The sequence below is a fragment of the Streptomyces sp. NPDC002784 genome (genome assembly GCF_053592135.1).
On record NZ_JBSFVD010000001.1, the window covers coordinates 674,689 to 691,269 of the forward strand.

General features: G+C 71.1%; 17 protein-coding genes. 5 read left to right on the forward strand and 12 right to left on the reverse strand.

Annotation, left to right across the window (positions count from 1 at the left end; genetic code table 11):
* Window position 1: 1 nt before the first annotated feature.
* From guaB to ACWD1Z_RS03020, 3 genes are all read right to left on the reverse strand, one after another.
* Window positions 2–1,510: an IMP dehydrogenase gene (guaB, locus tag ACWD1Z_RS03010; RefSeq protein WP_451115028.1), complete on the reverse strand. Its 1,509-nt coding sequence runs from the start codon at window positions 1,508–1,510 to the stop codon at window positions 2–4.
* 147 nt (window positions 1,511–1,657) lie between these two features.
* Complete coding sequence (locus tag ACWD1Z_RS03015) at window positions 1,658–2,245, reverse strand: sigma-70 family RNA polymerase sigma factor (RefSeq protein ID WP_015658406.1); 588 nt, start codon at window positions 2,243–2,245, stop codon at window positions 1,658–1,660.
* A 260-nt stretch (window positions 2,246–2,505) separates the two neighbouring features.
* Window positions 2,506–3,117, reverse strand: coding sequence for a response regulator transcription factor (locus ACWD1Z_RS03020; RefSeq protein WP_003948568.1), 612 nt, complete (start codon window positions 3,115–3,117; stop codon window positions 2,506–2,508).
* A gap of 381 nt (window positions 3,118–3,498) precedes the next feature.
* Between ACWD1Z_RS03020 and ACWD1Z_RS03025 the strand changes: the two genes are divergently transcribed.
* Window positions 3,499–3,828: a WhiB family transcriptional regulator gene (locus ACWD1Z_RS03025; RefSeq protein WP_315884829.1), complete on the forward strand. Its 330-nt coding sequence runs from the start codon at window positions 3,499–3,501 to the stop codon at window positions 3,826–3,828.
* A gap of 41 nt (window positions 3,829–3,869) precedes the next feature.
* On the opposite strand, the gene ACWD1Z_RS03030 is transcribed toward ACWD1Z_RS03025, so the two are convergent.
* On the reverse strand, window positions 3,870–4,805 hold the full coding sequence (locus ACWD1Z_RS03030) for a LysR family transcriptional regulator (RefSeq protein ID WP_451115031.1): 936 nt from the start codon (window positions 4,803–4,805) through the stop codon (window positions 3,870–3,872).
* A gap of 80 nt (window positions 4,806–4,885) precedes the next feature.
* Here ACWD1Z_RS03030 and ACWD1Z_RS03035 point away from each other — a divergent pair, with 80 nt between their 5' ends.
* The 3 genes from ACWD1Z_RS03035 to ACWD1Z_RS03045 all read left to right on the forward strand — a co-directional run bounded on the left by ACWD1Z_RS03035 (window position 4,886) and on the right by ACWD1Z_RS03045 (window position 7,194).
* On the forward strand, window positions 4,886–5,554 hold the full coding sequence (locus tag ACWD1Z_RS03035) for an MOSC domain-containing protein (protein ID WP_451115032.1): 669 nt from the start codon (window positions 4,886–4,888) through the stop codon (window positions 5,552–5,554).
* 88 nt (window positions 5,555–5,642) lie between these two features.
* Entirely contained in the window at window positions 5,643–6,416 is a 774-nt protein-coding gene (locus tag ACWD1Z_RS03040) for an SDR family NAD(P)-dependent oxidoreductase (protein ID WP_451115033.1), read from the forward strand.
* Window positions 6,417–6,486: 70 nt separating this feature from the next.
* Entirely contained in the window at window positions 6,487–7,194 is a 708-nt protein-coding gene (locus ACWD1Z_RS03045) for an ester cyclase (RefSeq protein WP_451115034.1), read from the forward strand.
* A 54-nt stretch (window positions 7,195–7,248) separates the two neighbouring features.
* Here the strand turns inward: ACWD1Z_RS03045 and groL are convergent, their stop codons facing one another.
* From groL to ACWD1Z_RS03065, 4 genes are all read right to left on the reverse strand, one after another.
* Window positions 7,249–8,877, reverse strand: a complete 1,629-nt coding sequence (gene groL, locus ACWD1Z_RS03050; protein WP_451115036.1) for a chaperonin GroEL — start codon at window positions 8,875–8,877, stop codon at window positions 7,249–7,251.
* A 118-nt stretch (window positions 8,878–8,995) separates the two neighbouring features.
* Window positions 8,996–9,304: a co-chaperone GroES gene (groES, locus tag ACWD1Z_RS03055; RefSeq protein ID WP_149511938.1), complete on the reverse strand. Its 309-nt coding sequence runs from the start codon at window positions 9,302–9,304 to the stop codon at window positions 8,996–8,998.
* A 196-nt stretch (window positions 9,305–9,500) separates the two neighbouring features.
* On the reverse strand, window positions 9,501–10,196 hold the full coding sequence (locus tag ACWD1Z_RS03060; protein ID WP_451115037.1) for a polysaccharide deacetylase family protein: 696 nt from the start codon (window positions 10,194–10,196) through the stop codon (window positions 9,501–9,503).
* Window positions 10,193–11,116: a polysaccharide deacetylase family protein gene (locus ACWD1Z_RS03065; RefSeq protein ID WP_451115039.1), complete on the reverse strand. Its 924-nt coding sequence runs from the start codon at window positions 11,114–11,116 to the stop codon at window positions 10,193–10,195. The genes ACWD1Z_RS03060 and ACWD1Z_RS03065 overlap by 4 nt, the downstream gene beginning before the upstream one ends.
* Before the next feature lie 90 nt (window positions 11,117–11,206).
* Here ACWD1Z_RS03065 and ACWD1Z_RS03070 point away from each other — a divergent pair, with 90 nt between their 5' ends.
* Entirely contained in the window at window positions 11,207–12,367 is a 1,161-nt protein-coding gene (locus ACWD1Z_RS03070; protein WP_451115040.1) for a THUMP-like domain-containing protein, read from the forward strand.
* On the opposite strand, the gene ACWD1Z_RS03075 is transcribed toward ACWD1Z_RS03070, so the two are convergent.
* From ACWD1Z_RS03075 to ACWD1Z_RS03090, 4 genes are all read right to left on the reverse strand, one after another.
* Window positions 12,355–13,608 (reverse strand): RNA polymerase sigma factor, encoded by a 1,254-nt coding sequence (locus ACWD1Z_RS03075; RefSeq protein WP_451115042.1) that lies wholly within the window; start codon window positions 13,606–13,608, stop codon window positions 12,355–12,357. The two genes, ACWD1Z_RS03070 and ACWD1Z_RS03075, sit on opposite strands and share 13 nt — an antisense overlap.
* Before the next feature lie 43 nt (window positions 13,609–13,651).
* Window positions 13,652–14,008, reverse strand: a complete 357-nt coding sequence (locus tag ACWD1Z_RS03080) for a YciI family protein (RefSeq protein ID WP_451115043.1) — start codon at window positions 14,006–14,008, stop codon at window positions 13,652–13,654.
* Window positions 14,009–14,106: 98 nt separating this feature from the next.
* Window positions 14,107–15,150: an LCP family protein gene (locus ACWD1Z_RS03085; RefSeq protein ID WP_451115045.1), complete on the reverse strand. Its 1,044-nt coding sequence runs from the start codon at window positions 15,148–15,150 to the stop codon at window positions 14,107–14,109.
* 73 nt (window positions 15,151–15,223) lie between these two features.
* Entirely contained in the window at window positions 15,224–16,576 is a 1,353-nt protein-coding gene (locus ACWD1Z_RS03090) for an endo-1,4-beta-xylanase (RefSeq protein WP_451115046.1), read from the reverse strand.
* Between the last annotated feature and the right edge of the window lie 5 nt (window positions 16,577–16,581).

Consider the following 16,581-nt stretch of genomic DNA (forward strand, 5'->3'; position numbering starts at 1 on the left):
CCTACTTGTTACGGCTGTAGTTCGGCGCCTCGACCGTCATCTGGATGTCGTGCGGGTGGCTCTCCTTGAGCCCCGCCGAGGTGATCCGGACGAACTGGCCGTTGGCCTGGAGCTCGGGGACCGTACGGCCACCGACGTAGAACATCGACTGGCGCAGGCCGCCGACCAGCTGGTGGACGACCGAGGAGAGCGGACCGCGGTAGGGCACCTGGCCCTCGATGCCCTCGGGCACGAGCTGCTCGTCGGAGGCGACGCCCTCCTGGAAGTACCGGTCCTTGGAGAACGACTTGCGGTCGCCGCGGGACTGCATGGCCCCGAGCGAGCCCATGCCGCGGTACGACTTGAACTGCTTGCCGTTGATGAACATCAGCTCGCCCGGCGACTCCTCGCAGCCCGCGAGCAGCGAGCCGAGCATCACCGTGTCGGCGCCCGCGACCAGGGCCTTGGCGATGTCGCCCGAGTACTGCAGGCCGCCGTCGCCGATGACCGGGATCCCGGCCTCCTTGGCGGCGAGGGACGCCTCGTAGATGGCGGTGACCTGCGGGACGCCGATGCCGGCGACCACCCGGGTGGTGCAGATCGAGCCGGGGCCGACGCCGACCTTGATGCCGTCCACGCCGGCGTCGATCAGCGCCTGGGCGCCGTCCCGGGTGGCGATGTTGCCGCCGATGACGTCGACACCGGCGGCGTTCGACTTGATCTTGGCGACCATGTCGCCGACCAGCCGGGAGTGGCCGTGCGCGGTGTCCACGACGATGAAGTCGACACCGGCCTCGACGAGGGCCTGGGCGCGCTCGAAGGCGTCCCCGGCCACGCCGACCGCGGCGCCGACCAGCAGGCGGCCCTCGGCGTCCTTGGCGGCGTTCGGGTACTTCTCCGCCTTGACGAAGTCCTTGACCGTGATCAGGCCCTTGAGGACACCCGCGTCGTCGACCAGCGGCAGCTTCTCGATCTTGTGCTTGCGCAGCAGCTCCATGGCCTCGACGCCGGAGATGCCGACCTTGCCGGTGACCAGCGGCATCGGGGTCATGACCTCGCGGACCCGGCGGGAGCGGTCCGTCTCGAAGGCCATGTCACGGTTGGTGACGATGCCGAGGAGCTTCTTCTCCCCGTCGGTGACCGGCACGCCGCTGATGCGGAACTTGGCGCACAGCGCGTCGGCCTCGGCGAGCGTGGCGTCCGGGTGCACGGTGATGGGGTCGGCCACCATGCCGGACTCGGAGCGCTTCACCAGGTCGACCTGGTTGGCCTGGTCCTCGATGGAGAGATTGCGGTGCAGTACGCCGACGCCGCCCTGGCGGGCCATCGCGATCGCCATGCGCGACTCGGTGACCTTGTCCATGGCGGCGGACAACAGCGGGATGTTGACCCGGACGTTCTTGGAGACGTACGAGGCGGTGTCGATGTCGTCGGGCGCCATGTCGGACGCGCCCGGCAGCAGCAGCACATCGTCGTAGGTCAGCCCGAGTGTCGCGAATTTGGCGGGCACTCCGTCGACGTTGGCAGTCATGACACCTTCCCCAAATGGCCTTGATCGGTGCGGATGTCCATGCTAACGGGAAGCACGGCTATCAAATTCCACGGTCCTGACCGGCCTCGGGCTTCGTATGTTCGTACGGAATCGGGGGGGGGGACGCCTGTTCAAGGAAGGGCGGCTCTACTGCTCCGCCAGCGCCCGCAGCCTGCTCAGCGCCCGGTGCTGGGCGACCCGCACCGCTCCGGGTGACATTCCCAACATCTGGCCCGTCTCCTCCGCGGTCAGCCCCACCGCGATCCGCAGCAGCAGCAGCTCACGCTGGTTCTCGGGCAGGTTGGCCAGGAGTTTCTTGGCCCATTCGGCGTCGCTGCTGAGCAGGGCGCGCTCCTCGGGGCCGAGGGAGTCGTCGGGGCGTTCCGGCATCTCGTCGGAGGGGACCGCCGTCGAACCGGGGTGGCGCATGGCCGCCCGCTGCAGGTCGGCGACCTTGTGCGCGGCGATGGCGAAGACGAACGCCTCGAAGGGGCGGCCGGTGTCCCGGTAGCGCGGCAGCGCGAGCAGGACGGCGACGCAGACCTCCTGCGCGAGGTCCTCCACGAAGTGCCGGGCGTCTCCGGGCAGCCGGGACAGCCGGGTGCGGCAGTAGCGCAGGGCGAGGGGGTGGACATGGGCGAGCAGGTCATGCGTGGCCTGCTCGTCCCCGTCGACGGCGCGATGGACGAGTGCACCGATCGCCCCTGCGGCAGTGGCCGCCTCGTCGTCGCGCATCGGTCCATGGTGCCCTGCGGCGCCGCGGTCCGTGGCACCGCGTCCCATGTTGTGCACCGAAGCGTTATGAGCAGGTGCGCCGGAACTCATCTCCTGCGCCCTCCTCTTCCGCTCGACCGACTTGTCCCCGAGAGACTCCACAACTCAAGGATGCGGCATCCGCGACGAAACGAGCACCCGCGCCCCAAACGGGGCGCGGGGAACCGCGCGACCAGCCACAGCCGACCCGCACCGGGGCGACGGCGAGCACGACCGAGCTGTCAGCGAACCAGGCCCCATCGGAACCCGAGCGCCACGGCGTGCGCCCGGTCAGAGGCGCCGAGCTTCTTGAACAAGCGCCGGGCGTGTGTCTTGACCGTGTCCTCGGAGAGGAACAGCTCACGCCCGATCTCGGCGTTGGACCGACCGTGGCTCATGCCCTCCAGCACCTGGATCTCACGTGCTGTGAGCGTGGGAGCCGCCCCCATCTCGGCGGACCGCAGCCGACGCGGGGCGAGCCGCCAGGTCGGGTCGGCCAGCGCCTGGGTCACCGTCGCGCGCAGCTCGGCGCGCGAGGCGTCCTTGTGCAGATAACCCCGCGCGCCGGCGGCGACCGCGAGGGCCACGCCGTCCAGGTCCTCGGCGACGGTGAGCATGATGATGCGCGCCCCGGGGTCGGCGGACAGCAGCCGCCGCACGGTCTCGACGCCGCCCAGGCCGGGCATGCGTACGTCCATCAGAATCAGGTCCGAGCGGTCGGCGCCCCAGCGGCGGAGGACTTCCTCGCCGTTGGCCGCCGTCGTCACACGCTCCACACCGGGCACGGTCGCGACCGCGCGGCGGAGCGCCTCTCGGGCAAGCGGGGAGTCGTCGCAGACGAGGACGGATGTCATGGCCGCCCTCCGCAGCTGATGCACGTCACCTTGAGCCTCCAGGCTGGTACGAAATCGTCACCTGTGCGGTCGACCGTCTCGGACGCCTGCCCGAGCGCTTGTTGCTTCAACCGCCTCCGCACTCTCAACGACGGTCACTCGAAAGAGTTACGGGGCCGTGCGCCGTCTTCGGCACTCTACGTGAGGGGCCGGACACGGTGCAGACATGCACGGCAGACCCTCAAGCTTTCATCACAAGCCGTGCCCCATTCAGCCCTTTTTCTTCCCATTTCCTGGTGTCTGAGGCTAGATTCGCAATGAGTCATATTTTCATCTACTTAGATCATAGATGTACGGTCGTAGACACCGTATCCGCCCAGAACGGCTACAAGGGGTCACGCAATGGCAGATTTCTCCCGCCTTCCCGGACCGAACGCGGACCTGTGGGACTGGCAGCTCCTGGCTGCCTGCCGCGGGGTCGACAGTTCGCTCTTCTTCCATCCGGAGGGCGAACGCGGTGCGGCCCGGAGTGCTCGTGAGAACTCGGCCAAAGAGGTCTGCATGAGATGCCCCGTCCGCGCCCAGTGCGCGGCACACGCGCTGGCGGTGCGCGAACCGTACGGCGTCTGGGGCGGCTTGACCGAGGACGAGCGCGAGGAGCTCATGGGGCGGGCGCGCCACCGGCTGGTGTCGGCGTCGACCGGCGGCGGGCACACCGCATCGAACACCTGAAGTAACGTTTCTTCATAGCCGGGGCACGCGCAGGCGTGCCCTTACTTCGTGCGCCCCGACTGGCTGTGCGCGTCCCGCACTTGACGGTTCGCCGCCCGCGCCAGTTGTTCCAGCGTCGCCGTCACCGCCGGCACCTGGGCGAGGTCGGGCAGGGTGAGGGCGACGATCTCCCGGCGTACCGGCGGTTCCAGCGTCACTGTGCGTGCACCGCGCGGGCGTACCGACTCCACGGCGAGCTGGGGCAGGACCGCCACGCCCAGGCCCGCGCCGACCAGGCCGACCACCGCCGGATAGTCGTCGGTGGCGAAGTCGATGCGCGGGGTGAAGCCGGCGCCCTCGCACACCTCGACCAACTGACCGCGGCAGCGCGGGCATCCGGCGATCCAGGGCTCGGCGGCGAGGTCGCCGATCGCCACGGACTGCGCCCGCGCGAGCCGGTGCCGCTCCGGGACCAGGGCGACCAGGCGGTCGGTGAGCAGGGGCCGGACCACGAGGTCGTCCCACTCGCCTTCCTGGGCGGCGCCCTCGTAGCGGAAGGCGAGGGCCAGGTCGCAGTCGCCCTCGCGGAGCAGTTCCACGGACCTGGGCGGCTCGGCCTCCTCCAGGGAGACCCGGGTGCCGGGGTGCGCGGCGCGCAGGGCGGCGAGGGCGGTGGGGACGAGGGTGGAGCTGCCGCTGGGGAAGGAGACCAGACGCACCCGGCCGGCGCGCAGGCCCGCGATGGCGGCGACCTCCTCCTCGGCGGCGGTGAGTCCGGCGAGGATGCCGGCCGCGTGCCGGACGAGGGCCTCGCCCGCCTGGGTCAGCCGCATCTCGCGGCCGCTGCGGATCAGCAGGGGGGTGCCGACGGACGCCTCCAGCGCCTTCATCTGCTGGCTGACGGCGGGCTGGGTGCAGCCCAGTTCGCGCCCCGCCGCGGAGAAGGAGCCGGTGGTGGCGACGGCGCGCAGCACGCGCAGATGTCGGGCCTCGATCACCCCACAAGGATAAGCGAGGCTTTGATCAGTCGCTCCTAAATGCGGTGAACCTTTGACCCTCCTTCGCCTACCGTGCCGCCATGAAGCTTCTCTCTGTGAATCTGGGCCGCCGGACGGCGGTGCCCTACACGGACCACCCCGAGGGTGTGACCGCGATCGACAAGCGGCCGGCCGACGCGCCGGTGCGGGTGGCGGCGCCGGGGCCGAAGGGGACCGGGGCGAGCGGGCTGGCCGGGGACGACATATGCGACACACGGCATCACGGCGGGGACGACCAGGCCGTGTACGCGATGGCGCGCGAGGACCTGGACGACTGGGAGCGCGAACTGGGGCGCCCGCTGGCGAGCGGCGCCTTCGGCGAGAACTTCACCACCAGCGGCCTGGACGTGTCCGGCGCCCTGATCGGGGAGCGCTGGCGGGTCGGCCCGGAGCTGGTGCTGGAGGTGACGTGCGGGCGGATTCCCTGCCGTACCTTCCAGGGCCACCTGGGTGAGCAGCGGTGGGTGAAGCGGTTCACGGCGAAGGGGGCGCCGGGGGCGTATCTGCGGGTGATCGAGCCGGGTGTGGTGCGGGCGGGCGACGCGATCGAGATCCTGCGCCGGCCGGACCACGAGGTGACGGTGGCGCTGCAGTTCCGGGCGGTCACCACGCAGCGGGAGCTGCTGCCGCGGCTGCTGCCGGCGGGCGAGGCGCTGCACCCGGAGTCGCTGGCGGCGGCACGCAAGTACGTGTCGCGGTACGGCGTCTGACGTAGCGTCCGGCGGCGAGGTGGGCAGGTCCTGGGGAGGAGCCGGGCGCGGAGCGGATGCGCCCGGTCCGGGTCACTAATCTTGCGTCATGACAACGGCTCTCATCACGGGATCGACCGCGGGCATCGGCGCCGCCTTCGCACGGCGGCTGGCCGCCGACGGACACAACCTCGTCCTCGTCGCACGGGACACCAAGCGGCTGCGCGAGCAGGCGACCGAGCTGCACGACCGGCACGGCATCGAGGCGGAGGTCCTGACCGCGGACCTGGCGACGGACGAGGGCATCGAGGCGGTGGCCGCCCGGCTCGCCGACCGCAGGAACCCCGTCGACCTGCTGATCAACAACGCCGGTTTCGGCAACAAGGGCCGCTATCTCGACGTCTCCATGGCCGACGAGCTGAAGATGCTCAAGGTGCACTGCGAGGCGGTGCTGCGGCTGACGTCCGCGGCGGCCGAGGCGATGCGCGAGCGGGGCCGGGGCGGGGTCGTGAACGTCGCCTCGGTCGCCGCCTTCGTGCCGCGCGGGACCTACGGCGCCTCCAAGGCGTGGGTCGTGCAGTTCACCCAGGGCGCGGCGCGCGACCTGGCCGGCAGCGGCGTCCGGCTGATGGCGCTGTGCCCCGGCTTCGTGCGCACCGAGTTCCATGAGCGGGCCGGGATGGGCACGGACAACATCCCCGGCTGGATGTGGCTGGACGCCGACAAGCTGGTCGCGTCCGCCCTGGACGATCTGGCGCGGGGCAGGACGGTGTCGATCCCCGACCCCCGGTACAAGGTGCTGATGGGCGTCACGAAGGTGGTGCCGCGCGGGATGCTCGGCGGGCTCAGCTCCCGGACGGGACGCAAGTACGGGCCGCAGTAGGGGCGCGAGTCCGGCCGAGCGGAGACAATGGAGCTGTTCGACCGGACCCTCGGGGGACGGAGGCGACGCCATGACGTTCGTACAGCTCATCGACTGCAGGACAAGCCGGTTCGACGAGATGGACCGGCTGATGGACACGTGGGTCGAGCAGACCAAGGGGAAGCGGACCGCGACGCACAGCGTGATCGGCAAGGACCGGTCCGACGCGTCGCACTTCATCGAGATCGTGGAGTTCCCGTCGTACGAGGAGGCGATGCGGAACTCGGATCTCCCGGAGACCGGCCGGATCTTCCAGGACATGGTCGCCCTCTGCGACGAGACGCCGACGTTCACCGATCTGGACGTCGTGCGGGACGACCAGCTGGCCGAGGCGACCGTGCGGCGGTTCTTCGAGGAGGTAGCCGGGAAGGACGATGCCCCGACGCTGAACGACGTGCTCATCGAGGACTATCACGACCACGATCCCGCCAACCCGCAGGACACCATCGGCATCGACGCGATGCGGCGCGAGGTGCGGATGTGGCGCGACGGCTTCGACTTCACGTTCACGATCGAGGACCAGCTGGCCCAGGGCGACCTGGTGTGCACCCGCTGGGCCTTCGACGGCCGGCACACGGGCGACTTCATGGGCATCGGGGCCACCGGACGGCAGGTGTCCATGACCGGGTGCACCATCCACCGCTGCACCCCGGAGGGGAAGATCGCCGAGGGCTGGTGGCAGTACGACCGGCTGGGGCTGATGGAGCAGCTGGGCGCGCTGGAGGGGCTGGAGCGGTAGGCAACGCGAAGGCCCGGCACCCCCAGGGGTGCCGGGCCTCAGTGCTGACGTGCGTCAGTGGGAGTGGCCGTGGCTGTGGCCGTGACCGGCGGCCGGCTCCTCCTCTTCCTTCTTCTCGACGACCAGGGTCTCGGTCGTGAGGAGGAGGGAGGCGATGGAGGCGGCGTTCTCCAGGGCGGAGCGGGTGACCTTCACCGGGTCGATGACGCCGGCCTTGACCAGGTCGCCGTACTCGCCGGTGGCGGCGTTGAAGCCCTGGCCCTTGTCGAGCTCGGCGACCTTGGCGGTGATGACGTAACCCTCCAGGCCGGCGTTCTCGGCGATCCAGCGCAGCGGCTCGACGACCGCGCGGCGGACCACGGCGACACCGGTGGCCTCGTCGCCGGTCTTGCCGAGGCCGCCCTCGAGCACCTTGGCGGCGTGCACCAGAGCGGAGCCACCACCGGAGACGATGCCCTCCTCGACCGCGGCGCGGGTCGCGGAGATGGCGTCCTCCAGACGGTGCTTCTTCTCCTTCAGCTCCACCTCGGTGGCGGCGCCGACCTTGATCACGCACACGCCGCCGGCCAGCTTCGCGAGGCGCTCCTGGAGCTTCTCGCGGTCCCAGTCGGAGTCGGTGTTCTCGATCTCGGCCTTGATCTGGGCGACGCGGCCCGCGACGTCCTCGGCGTTGCCGGCGCCGTCGACGACGGTCGTGTCGTCCTTGGTGACCGTGACACGGCGGGCGGAGCCCAGCACGTCCAGGTCGGCCTGGTCGAGCTTGAGGCCGACCTCCTCGGAGATGACCGTGGCGCCGGTGAGGACCGCCAGGTCCTGCAGCATCGCCTTGCGGCGGTCACCGAAGCCGGGGGCCTTGACCGCGACCGCGTTGAAGGTGCCGCGGATCTTGTTCACGACCAGGGTCGACAGGGCCTCGCCCTCGACGTCCTCGGCGATGATCAGCAGCGGCTTGGAGGCACCCGACTGGATGACCTTCTCCAGCAGCGGCAGCAGGTCCTGGATGGAGGAGATCTTGCCCTGGTTGATGAGGATGTACGGGTCCTCCAGGACGGCCTCCATGCGCTCCTGGTCCGTCACGAAGTACGGCGACAGGTAGCCCTTGTCGAAGGCCATGCCCTCGGTGAAGTCCAGCTCCAGACCGAAGGTGTTGGACTCCTCGACGGTGATGACACCGTCCTTGCCGACCTTGTCCATCGCCTCGGCGATCAGCTCGCCGACCTGGCTGTCCTGGGCGGACAGACCGGCGACGGCGGCGATGTCGGACTTCTCGTCGATCGGGCGCGCGGTGGCGAGGAGCTCCTCGGACACGGCGGCGACGGCCGCGTCGATGCCCTTCTTCAGCAGCGCCGGGGAGGCACCCGCGGCGACGTTCTTCAGGCCCTCGCGGACGAGCGCCTGGGCCAGCACGGTGGCGGTGGTCGTACCGTCACCCGCGATGTCGTTGGTCTTGGTCGCCACCTCCTTCACCAGCTGGGCGCCGAGGTTCTCGTACGGGTCGTCGAGCTCGACCTCGCGGGCGATGGTGACGCCGTCGTTGGTGATGGTGGGGGCGCCGAACTTCTTGTCGATGACGACGTTGCGGCCCTTGGGGCCGATCGTCACCTTGACCGTGTCGGCCAGCTTGTTGACGCCGCGCTCGAGGGCGCGACGGGCGTCCTCGTCGAACTTCAGGATCTTCGCCATGACAGCGGGAGCCCTCTCGGATCGGTGGGTTCTCAAAAAGAAACTGCGCCCCGGGCGCCCGGCTTCTTATGTGGTCGCGGGGGCCAGGGGCGCAGCTGGAAAAACTGTGAGGTTGTGGTTACTTCTCGATGATCGCGAGCACGTCGCGAGCCGAGAGGACGAGGTACTCCTCGCCGTTGTACTTCACCTCGGTGCCGCCGTACTTGCTGTACAGCACGATGTCGCCGGTCTTGACGTCGAGCGGCAGACGGTCGCCGTTCTCGAAGCGGCCCGGGCCCACGGCAAGGACGACGCCCTCCTGGGGCTTCTCCTTGGCGGTGTCCGGGATGACCAGGCCAGAGGCGGTGGTCTGCTCAGCGTCGAGCGGCTGGACCACAATGCGGTCCTCGAGCGGCTTGATGGCAACCTTGGAGCTGGTGGTCGTCACGATCCGACCTCCCCCTTCGGAGATCTCACGGGGTTAACTGTCTGAGGTGGCGACCAGGTGGATCCGTCGTCGCGGGTGCCGGACCTGCCCGTCGCGTAGTTGGCACTCTCCAGTGGGGAGTGCCAGACCTGAGACTATGACCGTGATTAGCACTCGGTCAAGCGGACTGCTAATGCCGACGGCTCGGCGCGGCGCGTCACAGGTAGTTCTCGAGCCTGCCGACCCTCAGTCCCCGCTCCCGGATCTCCCCCAGCAGCCGCCGTGTCCGCTCCACCAGCGGCACCCCCGTCGGGTCGTCCGAGGGCAGCGAGACGATGTCGCCGGGGCGCAGGCGGTGGGGGCCCTCGGTGTAGGCCAGCCGGCCGTCGCCGCCCATCGCCGCCCGCCACAGCACCACCGCCGAGATCCCGCAGCCGGCCGCCGCGCGGAGCGTGGTCGTGTCGTACGTGCCGTGCGGGGGGCGGAAGAGGCGGGGGCGGATGCCGAAGCGGGCGCGCAGCTTGTCCTGCTGGCCGCAGATCTCGGCGCGCTGCCCGGCGTACGGCAGGCCGCGCAGGGCCCGGTGGTCGAGGGTGTGGTTCTGGATCGACGCGCCCACCGACTGCAGCCGCGCGAAGTGGCCGTAGCCCGGGCCGACCACGCTGTCCGTGAGGAACATGGCGACCGGCAGCCGCCGCGCGCGGACCAGGTCGACGAACCGGGGGTCCTGCTCGGCGCCGTCGTCGTAGGTGAGGAAGACGACCCGGTCGTCGGTGGCGACATGCTGCACGACCGGCGGCAGAACGGCCCCGGGCGGCCCCTGGGGCGGCCGGTCCGAGGGGCCCGCGGCCTGGGCGCAGCCCGTCAGGAGGACGGCCGCCACCGCCCCGGCCAGCGGGCCCCGGGGCCTCACAGGTAGTCCTCGAGACGGGCCACCGCGTACCCCTCGGCGGTGATCCTGTCGAGGAACCGGCGGATCATGTCGGGCATGGTGCCCTTCCAGTGCTCCTTGCCCCGGAAGTGGCTGAGCACGATGTCGCCGGGGTGGATGTCCCGGTCCCACTCGCGGTACTCCCAGCGGTCGACGAAGACCTCCTCGTTCCACAGGGGCACGTGCGTGATGCCGCACGCCTTGGCGGCGCGCAGGGTGTTGGCGTTGTAGTTGCCGAAGGGCGGCCGGAAGAGGTCGGGCCGGGTGCCGTACCGCTTCTCGATCACGTCCTGCATGCCGCAGATCTCGCGCTTCTGGCGGGCGTAGGACAGGCCGGGCATGAAGGGGTGATGGAGGGTGTGGTTGTGCAGGCCGACCCCTCGGTCGCGCATCCGCTTGAAGTAGGCGTAGTCCTCCTTGACCAGGTAGTCGCTGAGGAAGGCGGTGTACGGGATCCGCAGCTCGGTCATCATCCGCAGGAACGCCGGGTCCTTCTCGGCGCCGTCGTCGATGGTGAGGAAGACGATCTTCCGCTCGGTGGGGACGGTGGTGAAGACCGGCGGGAGGTTGCGTTGGGTGTGCCCGTCGACCTCGAAGCCCTTGCGGGTGGTGATCCTCGGCTTCTTCGCGGGCGGGGCGGGGGCTGTCAGCGGGACCTTGGCCAGGCCCCAGCGTTTCGCGGCGGCGGCCCGGGCCGCGGCGGTGGCGCGCAGCTGGGTGGCGTAGGAGTCCAGGGCGCGGGCGGGCGGTGCCAGCAGGGGCTGCTGGCCGGGGGCCGGGCGGGACGCGGTGCCCTGGGCGCAGCCGGAGGCGATGGCGGCGACGGCGAGCACGGCGATTCCGCCGCGGATCCGGGCCCCTCGCACGGACCGTTTTTTATCATTTTGTACTACTACTCGCATGGGATCGGATCCTCCCAGCCGCCCCCTGCGACGCCCGGCCGACACCGCCGCCGCGGGCGTACCGTCCACCGACTGGCCCACAATGACCCGGTGAACGACCTCGCTCCCCTCCTCACCCCCGAGGGCCGCGCCCTCCTCGACGCGGTGCGCGGCACCGCCCCCGCCGACGAACTCGCGGTCGCCACCCGGCTGCGCCGGGACCACCCCGCGGACCTGGTGTCGGCGGCGCTCGGCCAGGCGCGGCTGCGGCAGCGGGCGGAGGCCAAGTTCGGCGCCGAGGACGCGGGGCGGATGTTCTTCACGCCGAACGGCGTCGAGCAGTCGACGCGGGCGAGTGTGGCCGCGTACCGGGCCGGGCGCCTGCGGGAGCTCGGCGTCACCTCCGTCGCGGACCTGTGCTGCGGGATCGGCGGCGACGCGGTCGCGCTGGCCCGGGCCGGGATCCGGGTGCTGGCGGTGGACCGGGACCCCCTGACGGCGGCCGTCGCCCGCGCCAACGCCGACGCGCTCGGGCTGGCCGGCCTCATGGAGGTGCGCGAGGCGGACGTCACGGAGGTCGACACGGCCGGTTACGACGCCGTGTTCGTCGATCCGGCGCGGCGCGGCGGCCGGGGCCGCATCTTCGATCCCGAGGCGTACTCGCCTCCCCTGTCCTGGGCCGTCCAGGCGGCCCTGAAGGCCCCGCACGCCGCCCTGAAGGTCGCCCCCGGCATCCCGCACGAGGCCGTGCCGGACGGCGCCGAGGCCGAGTGGATCTCGGACGGCGGGGACGTGAAGGAGGCGGTGCTGTGGTTCGGCACCGAGCCGGGCGCCGTGCGCGCGACCCTGCTCCCCGGCCCGCGCACCCTCCTCGGCCGGGGCCTGCCCGACCCCGCCGTCCGGCCCGTCGGGCGGTACCTGTACGAGCCCGACGGCGCCGTCATCCGGTCCCATCTGGTCGCCGAGGTCGCCGAGGCGGTGGGCGGCGGGCTCATCGACGCGACCATCGCGTACATCACCGGCGACGACCTGCGCCCGACGCCCTTCGCGACGCCCTACGAGATCACCGATCGTCTCCCCTTCAACGTCAAGAAGCTGAAGGCCCTGCTACGGCAGCGCGAGGTCGGCGTCCTCACCGTCAAGAAGCGGGGGTCCGCCGTCGAGCCGGAGGAGCTGCGCCGGAAGGTCAAGCCGCAGGGGCCGAACGCGGCGACGGTGTTCCTGACCCGGGTGCAGGGCGCGCCCACCATGCTGGTCGGTCACCCGCTCTGAGCCGCCCTGCGCAGCAGCAGCTCCCGCTCCCGCTCGTTGCGCGCCAGGGAGGCCGCGCGGGCGAACTCCGCGCTCGCCTCCGCCGTACGGCCGAGGCGGTGCAGCAGGTCGCCGCGGACGCTCGGCAGCAAGTGGTAGTCGCGCAGGGCGGGTTCGGCGGCGAGGGTGTCGACGATCTCCAGGGCCTCGGCCGGGCCCTCGGCCATCGACACCGCCACGGCCCGGTTGAGTTCGACGACCGGGGAGCGGGCCCGGGCGGCGAGCAGGGCGTAGAGGGTGGCGATGCTCTTCCAGTCGGTCTCCTCGTAGCGGTGGGCGTGGGCGTGGCAGCCGGCGATGGCGGCCTGGAGGGTGTAGGGGCCCGGGGTGCCGGCGGTGTCCGTGCGGGCCAGGGCCTCGATGCCGCGGGCGATCAGCATGCGGTTCCAGCGGCGGCGGTCCTGGTCCTTGAGGAGGACCGGCTCGCCGTCCGGTCCGGTGCGGGCGGCGAGCCGGGACGCCTGGAACTCCAGCAGGGCGGTGAGGCCGTGGACCTCGGGCTCCTTCGGCATCAGGGCGGAGAGCACGCGGGCCAGGCGCAGCGCGTCCTCGCACAGCGAGGGGCGCAGCAGGTCGTCGCCCGCGGTGGCGGCGTACCCCTCGTTGAAGATCAGGTAGATGACGTCCAGGACGGAGCCGAGGCGGGTCTCGCGGTCGGCGCCGTAGGGGACTTCGAAGGCGACGTTCCTGGTGGCGAGGGTGCGCTTGGCGCGGACGATGCGCTGGGCGACCGTCGGTTCGGGGACCAGGAAGGCGCGGGCGATCTCGGCGGTGGTCAGGCCGCCGAGCAGGCGCAGGGTGAGGGCGGTGCGGGCCTCGGTGGACAGCACCGGGTGGCAGGTGGTGAAGACCAGCCGGAGCAGGTCGTCGTCGATGTCGTCCGGCCCCGAGGGCTCCTCCGGCGGGACCGTGCTGTCCAGCGTGCGGCCGATCTCGGCCAGTTTGCGGGCGTAGTTCTCGCCGCGCCGGACCAGGTCGACCGCGCGGCGCCGGGCGGTGGTCATGAGCCAGGCGCCCGGGTTGTCGGGCACCCCGTCCCGCGGCCACTGCTCCAGCGCGGCGACCAGGGCGTCCTGCGCGAGCTCCTCGGCGAGTCCGATGTCCCGGACGACGCGGGCTACGGCGGCGACGATCATCGGGGACTCGATCCGGAAGACGGTCTCGACGGCGCCGCGGGGGTCCGCGGTGGGCTGTGAAGTCACAGCCCACCATGCAACACCCCCGCGCGGCCGGGACCAAGGGGGATCAGCCCTCGACGATCTCGCGGACCTCGCAGGTGACCGTCCAGTGCGGCTCGTGGACCTTCAGGAAGCGGGTCGTCCACTCGATCGCCTCGGCCCGGTCCTTGCACTGCATCAGAGCGTACCCGCCGATGACCTCCCTGGCCTCGGTGAAGGGTCCGTCCGTGACGGACGTCCGGCCGCCCTCGTAGTGGACCCGCACGCCCTGGGCCGTCGGCGTCAGACCGGCCGTGTCGAGCAGCACCCCGGCTTTCGTCATCTCCTCGATCAGCTCCCCCATGCGCTGCATCAGGTCGGCGCTGGGGCCCTCGGCGGGGGCGGTCTTCTCGTCGATCTGCACGAGCGACAGGTAGCGGGGCATGGTGGCTCCTCGTATCGGACGGCCGGGTCCTTCCCGGCCTCTCACCGCTGCGTCGAACGGCGACCGCCCGGATCGACACCTCCCCGGAAAAGAATTTCTCAGCGCAGCGACTCCCACAGCTCGCCCGCCTCCGGCTCCCGCGCCACCACCCGGTTGGAGTCCTGGGGCGCCGGTACGACGGGCAGGGTCACCGTCCGCACCGCGTCCGCCGAGAGCGCCTCCAGGCTCCGGCCGAGGCGGGTCAGCTCGGCCAGCGAGTCCAGTCCGGTGTCGGTGGTGAGGCTGCCGGTGACCGCGTCGGCGACCCGGTAGAGCTTCGCGGGGTCGGTGAGCAGCTCGGTCGCGGAGATCTGCGCCAGCAGCGCCTTCACCAGCTGCTGCTGGAGGACTATCCGCCCCAGATCGCTGCCGTCGCCTATGCCGTGCCGGGTGCGGGCCAGGGCCAGGGCCCGCTCGCCGTCGAGATGGTGGGTGCCCGCCTCCAGGGTGAGGTGGCTGTCCTCGTCGTCGATGTCCTCCCCGGTGGTGACCGTGACCCCGCCGAGCGCGTCCACCAGCTTCGCGAACCCCGCGAAGTCGATCTCGATGTAGTGGTCCATGCGGACGTCCGTCATCGACTCGACCGTCTTGACCGCGCACACCGGCCCGCCCACCGCGTAGGCGCTGTTGAACATCGCCCCGGAGACGGCCGGGGTGGAGTCGCCGTCCTCCAGCGGGCAGGCGGGGCGGGTGACGAGGGTGTCCCGGGGGATGCTCACCACCGTCGCCCCGGAGCGTCCCGCGTCGAGGTGGACCACCATCGCCGTGTCGGAGCGGGCGCCGGTGCTGTCGCCGCCGCCGAGCGCCTGGTTCTCCGCGCCGCCGCGCGAGTCGGAGCCGAGGACCAGGATGTTCAGCGACTCGGTCGGCAGCTCCTCCGCGGCGGCCGTGGCCGACGGGGTGGCCTTCGCCGGCCGGTTGTCGCCGAGCGCGCTGTTGATGTCGACGCTGTGGATGTTGCCGTTGAGCTGCCAGTACGCCCACCCCGCCGCGGCGGCGGCCAGCACCACGACGCCCGCGAGGGTGAGGCCGGCGGCTTTGAGCGCTCTCGACCGCCGGCCCACTGTGCTGCCCTCGTCCCCGTCCGCCTCGTCTCCGGTCACGGACAGGAACGTAAGTCCGAATTATGACAACGAGCGTGCCAGGGACCATTTTCTTCGGAAATTCTCAGACTTCTCAGCCCAGGGTCACCACCGGCACCGGATTGCTCCCGCTCCAGGACGCGTTGAACCCGAAGGTCACCGAACCCCCGTTCGGCACGGTCCCGTTGTAGGAGGCGTTGGAGCAGCTGACCGCGGAGCCCGACTGGGTGCAGGTCGCGTTCCAGGACTGGCTGATCCGCTGCCCGGCGCCATAGGCCCAGGTCGCCTTCCAGGACGACAGCGAGGCCCCGTCGCAGGCGATCCGCACCTGCCCGGTGAACCCGGTGTTCCACTGGCTGACGACGCTGTACGTGGCCGTACAGACGCCCGTCGGCGGTGTCGTCGTACCGCCGAGGGCCTCCGCGATGGCGTGGTACGCCGGTTTCGGCGCGAAGTTCTCGTCGTACGGGGTCGCCGCGCCCTGCCCGGGGAAGGTGTCCGGGATCCAGGAGTCGGAGTCGGTGAAGCCCCAGACGGTGACGCCGACGCAGCGGGCCACGGCCACACAGGCACTGACCACCTGCTTGTACTCGGTGGCCTGCTGGGCGAGCTTGGCGCTGTCCGCCGGCAGGTTCATCCGGATGTCCAGCTCGGTGATGGCCACGTCGACGCCGAGGTCGGCGAAGCGCTGGATGTTCTGCTGGAGCGTGGACGGCACCTGGCCGAGGATCAGGTGGGCCTGGAGTCCGACGCCGTCGATCGGGACGCCGCGCTCCTTCAGCGACTTGACCAGGTTGTACAGGGCGGTGGACTTCGCGTTGACGCCCTCGACGTTGTAGTCGTTGATGTACAGCTTGGCGCTCGGGTCGGCCGCGCGGGCCGCGGTCAGCGCCTGGGCGATGTAGTCGGCGCCCAGGCCGTTGTACCAGAGCGTCTGCCGGTAGGTGCCGTCCTCGTTGAACGGCTCGTTCACCACGTCCCAGGTGGCGAGCCGCCCCTTGTACCGGCCCACCTCGGTGGCGATGTGGTCGGTCATGAGCTGCCGCAACTGGGCCGCCGTCCAGGTGCCGTTGGTCAGCCAGCCCGGGTTCTGGCTGTGCCAGACCAGGGTGTGGCCGCGCACCTCCTGGCCGTTGGCCTCGGCGAACTCGACGATCCGGTCGGCCTCGGCCCAGTTGAAGCTGCCGCGCGCGGGCTCGACCGACTCCCACTTCATGGCGTTGCCGGGGGTGAGCGCGTTGAACTCACGGGCCGCGATCTCGCCGTAGGTGCCGGTGAGTTTGGAACCGGTGACGGCGGTGCCGATGACCTTGCCCTTGGCGGCGGCGAGGTCGCGCAGCGGTGCGTCGGCGGCCTGCGCGGCGGGTGCCGCGAGCAGCAGGCCGCCGAGCATCGCGACGCCCGTGAGGAGTGAAGCCAGGGTGAAGCCCGTTCTCAGAGATCTCATTGCGG